Here is a 7,268-nt window from a genome sequence, read left to right as displayed (position 1 = left end):
CTTCTTAATCACCCTTCGTTGGGGCCTTTGAAGGTCAAGAAAGTCCGAAGTTACGTGCTCATTGATGATTCGATAGGAAGCGGTGATCGCGTCTCTGGCTTCATTAACGCGATGCTCAAACACCCGACTTTTCTGAGTTGGTGGAGTTTCGGGTGGATCAAGATACATATCATCAGCTTCGCACGACCACGAGAGTCCGAGTCAAAGATCATCAAAAACATTCGAGGATCGGATCATGGCACAAGGAAGTTTCGGAAGTCATCGAAAATAGACTTCACCAGCGAGGTCACTTACGACACAGGATGGCTCGAGTCTCGATGGGGAGAGAACTACAGAGCCATAGTAGATATATGCGAAAAAAGAGCCGAAATCTCACGCTGGGAGTGCTTTGGCTATGGCGACGTAATGGCAAATATCGCGTTCTATCACAGCGTCCCAGATAACCTTCCCGGTGTGCTGTGGTGTCACCATGAAAAATGGCAGGGTCTGATGCCAAGCAGGGCGATGCCTGACTGGTTGCTGAGGTTGCTTGTTCGACCTCCTGCAGACCCGACAACGAAGACCGGAATCATCTTCGATGAGTTGATGAACCTCCTGAAACTGGTGAAACGAGGTGTTCGAAGCACAAAAAACATGGCCATCCGGCTCAACGTCGACCACAGGTATGCCATTGACCTGATCAGTCATGCAACCGAGCAGGGCTTACTGACATCAGAAGTACGTTTGACCGCAACAGGTCTGGATCGACTCAAACAATCAAATCGGGGTGATGCTCTCCCATCGTGGGACCATAGCCTGTATATTCCAAGTTCGTGGTGTGCTGGCCGGGCAACCGTTCAGCCGCCGATCCAGAAGAAGCTCGCTTCTCTTGGATCGGCAGATTCTGCACAGGTTTCGGCTTTTGCAGATGGGGGTGTCGGACAGACATCTCTGGAAAGATCTGACGCTAAGGCGGCTTCGCCGCCCTCCAGTGTCATGCTCCAATTACCTGCGGTGTCTCGGGAGAACCATGACACTGATGGCCCCTTGGGCTCAAAGGATAGGTGAATGGAAACTTGGTCAGTACACCACCTTTCTCAAGCCGCTGCTCCTGTTCTAGGAAAACCAGCGGCGGATCACTTGAAGGCCTATGCCCAGCAATTGGCTCCGGCAAACTTACCTGTGATTTTCACCTTGCGACACCTTGCCAAAATCACCAAAGTTGAATATGGCGTGTTGCGGATTACGGTAGAGCGGCGTCGGGAATCGGCCAACTATCGCATGTTCGCTGTGAAGAAGAGAGCTGGCGGAAGACGTCACATTCACGCCGTCACTGGTGATCTATTTAAAGTTCAGCAGTTCATCAATCTGGAATTACTTCAAAAACTGAAGCCACACCCAGCCTCGTATGCATTTCATGCAGACGGTGGCGTTAGAAAATGCGCTTCCGTCCATTGCGGTGCCCGCTGGATTTTTCAGTATGATCTGGAAAACTTCTTTCACACCCTGAATGAGTCCGATGCATATCGAGTGTTCATGAATGCTGGTTATCGACCATTGCTCGCATTCGAACTGGCTCGACTATGCACAACAACTCGGCTCCCAGATCATCTAAAGTATCATCTCCGTCCAAAGCGCATCGTGACCTCACAGAAGGCATATCAATTTTATGTGGATCGAACCGGCGCGATGGGTGTGCTTCCGCAGGGCGCGCCGACAAGTCCGATGCTCAGTAATCTCGCAGCCTTTGGTCTTGATGAAAAACTGACTGCATTAGCCGACCTGCACGGATTTATCTATACGCGATACGCGGACGATTTGATTTTTTCCGCCGGCGGCGAATTGCCCACGCACATGTCGATTGGCGATATTCATCGCGTCATAACCAAGATAATTCGGAAATGTGGTTTTCGTGAAAACATAAAAAAAACTCGAATTGCGGGCCCTGGCTCAAAAAAAGTTGTCCTCGGATTACTCGTTGACGGTCCTATCCCCAGGTTGTCGAAAGAGACATACAAACGCATTGATAGACACCTGTACGCAACTCAGAAATACGGGCTAGTTGCCGTTGCTGAACATGAGAAATTTGATTCAGCCATTGGCTTCTATAACCACCTCTCGGGTTAGATTGCTTTCGTCAAAGACGTCGATGCTGCAAGGTGGCAAGAGTTCCAAAAACAGTTTTCAAAGATTCCCGCGCCAATGAGAGTAGAAATGTAAGAGGGTAATATGCCGACAACTACAGCAGTCAAACAACCCAACGCTTGGATTGCCATTGATCATGGCCTTACCACCGATCTAAAGCTAGAACCCTACACGCTGCGGTTAAGCGGCGAGCGTTCTCGTTACCAAGCCATCGCCGATGACGACTGGCTGTTGATTCTGAACACCACTGGTCACATCACACGAGTCGGGCGCATGTTGCGGGTTCGTTCTGACCTGGAAACCACCACGATTTACTTCGACCGCATGCTGTTAGTCGATCCCGCGGTGTCGGTTGATCTTACATCACTTACCCCACCGTCCTCCGGCAGCGTTGGTCGTATTCAATGGACAAATTTCCTTGAGTCGCTTCCCAAGGCATTGCACAAAACTATCGCCGAAGTGCCGTCCATTGAGGATCAGGCCTATATCCGCGAACTTCTGCAACTGGCCGTGATGGACGATCTTCTCGGCCCGGCAGGTGGACCAAATGAACGTATTGTCGACATGGGAGTGCGTGACCGCTACTTGGTTGGCAAACTGGCCCCGCGTGAGGCCGTAAAAGGCGGCATAGAGAGCTTGGACGGGCCCTTGGCCAACGAAGACCCAGAGGAACCGGTGGATAGCAAGGCTCCGGGGCGGCACGAGCCTGGCGCGGAGTTTGGTACGGCAACCGGGCGCGTTGATCCAGAGTCGGATTCGGCAGACGAGATTGATGCCGCCAGCAATCAGTCGCTGGTGCCTAGCAGCCTTGGCATGACGTTTTGTGTTGATGGCGACGCTGAGCAAATCGAAATCGAAGCGTGCTGGGGTCGTTACGAACGTAACAACGATCATGAAATTTTCCGTATCCGCAAGAACAAGGAAACTGGCGCCGAAGTGCAGACTAAGGCCAAAGTGTGGCAACGCATTCCTTGTGGCGGCAAGATCGTTTTGCCGCTGAGCGAAGGCGTAATCCCGCATCAGGCTCCCGATAAATCCTATCCCGAAGTGCGAGTGCAGGGTTCAATCCGCGCTAAGAACGCCAATGGCGATCGGCTGGTCACCTTGTTCCTGGTGAATGCACAGGAGGAGCCTCCCACCAACCGCGACACAGCGTGGGTCTTCCAGCCCGAGCTGATTGTTCGCTCGGAGCAAGATACTGCCAAACGCGCCATCTTTAGGCGCAGGCCAGTGCTTGATGCCGACGGTATGGACCCGGAGCGTGAATCGCTAGAGATGGTCTACCGAAACCGCGTCGAGTTTGCCGTGGGGCACGGCGTTGCGGTACACGCAACAACAGCCGAAGACGTGACCCTAGCCACCGAAGTGCGCACCATGGTGATGCCACATTACGAAGTACAAGTGACTGAGACGCCGGGGCTTGACCCTTCCGATCGACCTGCAATGCTGGAAATGGTGAGTAGCGGCCTGCTGGATATGCAGCGACTTGCAACATTAGAAATTGATCCTTTAGTTGATGCTTTGAGCCTGCTGACTAAAGACTACTCAGCGTGGATTGTTGAGCAACGTGCCCGCGTTGGTGACGACGTTACTGGTTACGACGCTCAGTCACAGCAAGCCATGGATCAATGCCAGGCGATTCACGCGCGTCTTCAACAAGGCGTTGATGTGCTCAAAAGCAACGAAAAGGCGCTAGCGGCATTCCGCTTTGCTAATCAGGCGATGGCCACGCAGCGAGTGCGCAGCCAATATGCGCTCGCAATGCGCCGGGGCGAAGATGTCACCCTTAATGATTTCGATAAGCTGAAAAATCGCAGCTGGCGGCCATTCCAGCTTGCCTTCCTGCTGCTCTCTATTCCGTCTCTGGCTGATGTGAACCACCCGGATCGCGTTCAGCCTGTCGAGGCCTACGCTGATCTGCTGTGGTTTCCCACCGGTGGTGGTAAGACAGAGGCCTATTTGGGCGTTGCAGCCTTCACTATGGCCATTCGGCGCATGCAGGGTGATCTGGGCGGCTACGACAGCTCGCGCGGCTTGGCTGTGATCATGCGCTACACGCTGCGCTTGTTGACTCTGCAGCAGTTTCAGCGCGCCACGGCATTGATTTGTGCGATGGAGGTGCTGCGCCGCGAGGCGCTTGCCAACGGCGACACGTCCTTTGGCACGGGGCCCTTCACTATTGGTCTGTGGGTGGGCAACAAGGTCACGCCGGGCACGACCGAAGACAGCCATCGCGCCATTGAGGATGTGCGCAACCCCGGTAAATACAACGCTGGAACAACGACACCTGCGCAACTCACCAGCTGCCCCTGGTGCGGAACTGACATCGTGCCGGATCAAGATGTTGAGGTTCAAAAGGATATCTCGGGCGGCCGCACCTTTGTTTACTGTGGCGACAAAAAAGGCCGTTGCGAATTTTCCAAAGGAAGATCCAGCAAGCAGCCACACCCAGGGCTCCCGGTACTGGTGGTAGACGAAGAGATCTACCATCGCCCGCCGACAATGATGATTGCCACCGTGGACAAGTTCGCCATGATGGCGTGGCGTGGTTAGGTGCGCACCTTGTTCGGCCGTGTGGGGCAGGAATGTGAGCGGCACGGATTGCTATGGCAAGGAGCTGAGTGCAACGGGAACCACAAAGCCGTTAAGGGGCTCCCCTCGACCAAGGTTAAGACCATCAACCCGATTCGGCCCCCAGATCTGATCATTCAGGATGAGTTTCACCTCATCAGTGGTCCGTTAGGCACTATGGTGGGCTTGTATGAAACGGCTGTCGATGAGCTATGTGGTTGGACGCTTGACGGCAAGACGGTTAAGCCGAAAATTATCGCCTCTACGGCGACAGTTCGCAAAGCCAAAGAGCAAGTGAATAACGTGTTTATGCGTCGCGTTGCGGTGTTTCCGCCGCATGGACTGGATGTTGAGGATAATTTCTTTTCAGTTCAGAGACCGATTGCTGACAAACCGGGGCGTCGCTACCTCGGTGTTTGCTCGCCGGGTAGCTCTCGCCCGGCTATGTTGATTCGAGTGTACACAGCGTTCTTAACCGCAGCGCAAGAGTTGTTTAATCACTTTGGTGAGCCAGCAGATCCGTACATGACCATGGTGGGCTACTTCAACTCACTGCGCGAATTGGGGGGGATGAAGCGGTTGGCAGAGGACGATGTGCAGACGCGATCCTATCGCGTACAGATGAGCATGGTGGAGCGGCCCGCGCTGGCTCAACGAAGCATCAACAATATCCGCGAGCTAACGTCCCGGGTATCCAGCCAAGACATCCCCAAGTACCTCGACAACTTGGAGGTAAAGTTTAAATCCGAGTTCGATGCTGCGACTGGCAAGTATGTAACCCGCTGGCAGGAAGGTGACACGCGCGCCATTGATGTGGTGCTGGCGACCAACATGCTTTCAGTGGGTGTCGACGTGAATCGACTTGGCCTGATGGCCGTAAACGGGCAACCCAAGGGGACCGCAGAATACATTCAGGCCACCAGCCGAGTGGGGCGCTCCTTCCCAGGCTTAGTCTGTACAGTGCTGACTTGGGCCAGGCCGCGCGACTTATCGCATTACGAAACTTTCGAGCATTACCACGCTACGTTTTACAAGCACGTTGAGGCTCAGTCGGTTACACCGTTTTCACCACGTGCGATGGACCGTGGTTTGACTGGAGCAATGCTGAGCTTGATGCGCCTTGAGAACGATGTGTTCAGCCCTAACGAAGGGGCTGGCCAACTGAGCATGTCTAATCAAGCCGAGATGACCAATGCCATCAAAGTATTGGCAAATCGCGCAGGCAATGTCGCGGAAGACAACTCGCGCAAGCAATTAGCTGAGACTGAGCTGAAAGAGCGCGCCGACGAATGGGCGAAAGAAGTCAGCAAGGGCGGCCGGATCTTGGCGTATGAGAAACGTGGCCCCGACAAAGCTACGACTGTAGCGCTGATCAAATCACCTGGGATTCAGGCATGGGACAACTGGACCGTGCCGATGTCGATGCGAGAAGTCGAGCCAGGCGTCCGCCTGATTATGAATACCAGTCACATTACGGACGACCACGAGTGGAAGCCTCGTCCCGCAACGAAGGACGAGGATTAAGCATGATCATCAATAACAAGACCCCAGTGGGAGAAGTTCGCCCCAGCCAATTGCTTTGGACCTATGGGCCGGGTGCATTAATTGATCTGCCAAGCCTGTCCGTAGTCACGCAGGGTATCGACAGATGGGAGAAGGATCGATGCCAGCCGATCCAAGAGGCCCGACTGTTGGCAGCCGTCAGAAAAATTCTGGGTTCGCAGGTGGAAAATCTGCGGATGCCACCGTTCCAGAAGAGCGAGTTGGCTGATGTCTGGTCAGCCGAGGCGAACATCGGCGTTCCGGTTCGACCTTTCCCACGCTGGATGCGCTGCGTGAAATGCGGTTTGCTTTCACCGTTCGACGCGGGTCTTTTCGAGATCAAGGAAAATCGATTCAGACCTGAGCGGACGCGTTTCGTCCATAAAAGCTGTAGTGGCTCAAAGGGCGACCAGAAAGCTAGAGATGCGGATGCAGTGCCCGCACGTTTTTTATTAGCTTGCCGTGATGGTCACCTTGATGATTTTCCTTGGCACTATTTCGTTCATAGCGGCAATAGCTCGTGCAAGGGAACGCTGCGCTTCTTCGAGAGCGGCGCGTCATTGCAAACGGAGAATCTGTGGGTGAAGTGCGATGCTTGTAGCGCGTCTAGAAGCATGGCCCATGCATTTGGTAAAGCAGGAAAAGAGAATCTGCCTGGCTGCAGAGGAAGGCATCCACATCTGGATTACTTCGATGCTGAATGTAATGACGAGGCGCGAGCAGTTCTGCTTGGTGCCACAAACAGCTGGTTTCCGATCACGCTCTCTGCGCTCGCAATTCCTCAGGTGAAAGATCCGCTCGGCCAGTTGGTTCAAGATGGGTGGGGGATTTTAGAGGATATTGAAGCTGAACATGATGTCGCGGTGGCAGTAAAGATGCTTAAAAAAACCGGGGCGCTTCCGGGAATCGACAAATATCCTTCGGCATCCATTTGGGCAGCTATAGAGGCGCATCGCTCCGGTAGCGGGCAGGAATCCGTTGGCGATGCAGACATCAAGGGGCCGGAGTGGGAGGTTTTAACAGAAGCGAAT

3 protein-coding genes and 1 pseudogene are annotated in these 7,268 nt (G+C 53.8%); all 4 read left to right on the top strand.

Annotation, left to right across the window (positions count from 1 at the left end; all coding sequences use genetic code 11):
* Positions 1 to 1,047 (top strand): hypothetical protein (locus ACESNI_RS08540; protein ID WP_373086120.1); only part of this gene is annotated, 1,047 nt, incomplete at its 5' end.
* Positions 1,048 to 2,106 carry a reverse transcriptase family protein gene (locus ACESNI_RS08535; RefSeq protein WP_373086119.1) on the top strand — a complete coding sequence of 353 codons (1,059 nt, stop codon included), beginning with the start codon at positions 1,048 to 1,050 and terminating at the stop codon, positions 2,104 to 2,106.
* Between the two features lie 102 nt (positions 2,107 to 2,208).
* A pseudogene (gene drmA, locus ACESNI_RS08530) lies at positions 2,209 to 6,219 on the top strand (DISARM system helicase DrmA).
* Positions 6,220 to 6,221: 2 nt separating this feature from the next.
* Positions 6,222 to 7,268 (top strand): DrmB family protein (gene drmB / locus ACESNI_RS08525; RefSeq protein WP_373086118.1); only part of this gene is annotated, 1,047 nt, incomplete at its 3' end.

This window comes from Sneathiella sp., assembly GCF_041689005.1.
In the GTDB taxonomy this organism is placed as follows: domain Bacteria; phylum Pseudomonadota; class Alphaproteobacteria; order Sneathiellales; family Sneathiellaceae; genus Sneathiella.
Note: the sequence above shows the minus strand (reverse complement) of the source record. Positions and strands in the feature narration are given on the sequence as shown.